This is a genomic window from Paenibacillus sp. LHD-38 (assembly GCF_031157315.1).
Taxonomy (GTDB): domain Bacteria; phylum Bacillota; class Bacilli; order Paenibacillales; family Paenibacillaceae; genus Pristimantibacillus.
The window spans coordinates 1-1,817 of record NZ_JAVIFU010000119.1; the positions used below are offsets into that span (position 1 = coordinate 1).

Below are 1,817 nucleotides of genomic sequence, written 5' to 3' on the forward strand. Positions count from 1 at the left end.
CCTCCCACTATAAAGTAATGTTTTCTCCTGTTTTCTCGCTCTTTCTTAGATTTTCAACTTTGACAGTTTGAGAGTACTGGTAGAGAATGTAGTCCGTAGCCCAATTTCCTGTAAGAGCGTGTGCGGGAACAGAGCTTAGGATCGTTGTCTCCAAAACTGTGGATAATTGCATATAATCGCACAGTGGATCTCCACAATTGCCCTTGGGGTTTACCCTCCCATGTCACGCTGGGTCTATGCCCTTACATTCCTTCGTTCTACCTCTCAAGGGGTGGATGCCGGTTCTTGCTCCTTTACGGGGTCGTTGCCCTTATGGAATGTAGTTCTTCGGCTTCTCCGGTGCTTCGATTGTCAAGTTGTACACCTGTGAATAATACGAGATTGCAGGTTGTTGCTTTGATGAGCTTAAGCTGCCATTTGTTGCATCTGGGCTTGCCGAATAGGACCTAATACATCGTTAGCGTTATACGCTCGTTGCTTTGTCCCCAGCGTATGCAGGACGCGTATTAACTTTCCACATAAAGCGATAATCGATTGCTTCTTCTTAAGCGGGTTCTGGCTTCGTGTGGTGTAGTGTTTATGAAGCGCCTTGAACGCTTCATTTTTGGCCACCATCGGCAGTACGGCTCGGAATAGTAAGGCTCTTAGACGTGATCGTCCTCGCTTGGTGATCCCAGTCTTTCCTTTGCGTGTACCTGAACTGTTCTCTTTGAGATTCAGACCGGCTAGACGAATAATCTGTTGTCCATGGTCGTATTTGCTCAAATCGCCAACCTCCGCCAAAAATCCGGCAACCGTGATGGCGCCAACACCGGGGATGGTTAGCATTTCTGCCGCCCCTGGTATATTCTCAAGGATTTGCATAACCTTCTCCATCGTTGTCTCAAGCTGCTTGGTGAATAGGTCGTACTGTTCAAGCAGAGCAGATAATTCCATTCGCGCTGCCGTTAATCCTTCGGTCAGTCCAATCGAGGTGGCTGCTGCGGCACATAGCTTCTCTGCACGCTTAATACCCACGCCTCGCTTTACTTCCGTTTTCCAATGGGCGAGGATGCCTCTGGTGCCTGTTGATTGGATCTCTCCAGGCGTAGGGAACTGCCGCATCGTCATGAGCGATGCTTTACCTTCCCATTTTTTAAAGACACTTGCATACTCGGGGAAGTAGCGGTCAAACCAATTGCTAATTCTGCCCTTCACTTGGTTAAGATTGACTGAAGCCTTTTCTCGGAAGTTCATATAGATACGTAAATCTGCGTATTCTTTCGTTGGCAGATTAGGCTCCGAATACTTTCCGTTACGGATTAAGTCGGCAATGACTTTAGCATCCTTATAGTCGCTCTTTGTCGGTGAATTGTCTTCAAGTTCCTTGCTCTTGCTGACATGATGTGGGTTCACCACGACGATCTTGATACCTTGATTCTCTAAGAATGCCGCTAACGGAAACCAGTAGTGCCCGGTAGGCTCAATACCAAAAACGATTTCTGTTTTGCCATGAGCCTGCTTCAGCTCCGTCATCCACGTTGCCAACTTCGTTAACCCTTCCTGATCATTGTGAAAGACACAATCTTTGCCTAGCTCAATGCCGCGGAAATCCACCGCACGAGCCACATGAATCTTCTTGGCAATGTCTGCTCCAACAACTAACGTTGTATCCGAAATTCGCGTAATACGTTGATTCTGTTTTTCTTTCAGTTTATACTTCATCTTGAGTGCCTCTTTTCGTATTGGGATTTGTTCTTGCCGGAACGTTTCCCAGTATACAAGAGGCGCTTTTTTCTTTCAAAGCTCAAATTACTTCATTACAGGAATGGCTCCTT

Annotated in this window: 1 protein-coding gene; it reads right to left on the minus strand. The window is 46.8% G+C overall.

Annotated features, from left to right (window positions below; all coding sequences use genetic code 11):
• Positions 1 to 405 precede the first annotated feature (405 nt).
• Positions 406 to 1,704, minus strand: a complete 1,299-nt coding sequence (locus RCO25_RS34470) for an IS110 family RNA-guided transposase (RefSeq protein ID WP_374992224.1) — start codon at positions 1,702 to 1,704, stop codon at positions 406 to 408.
• Positions 1,705 to 1,817 lie beyond the last annotated feature (113 nt).

Excerpts from the sequence above, each read along its gene's own strand:
- RCO25_RS34470 (WP_374992224.1), bottom strand. The coding sequence starts at position 1,704 with ATGAAGTATAAACTGAAAGAAAAACAGAATCAACGTATTACGCGAATT.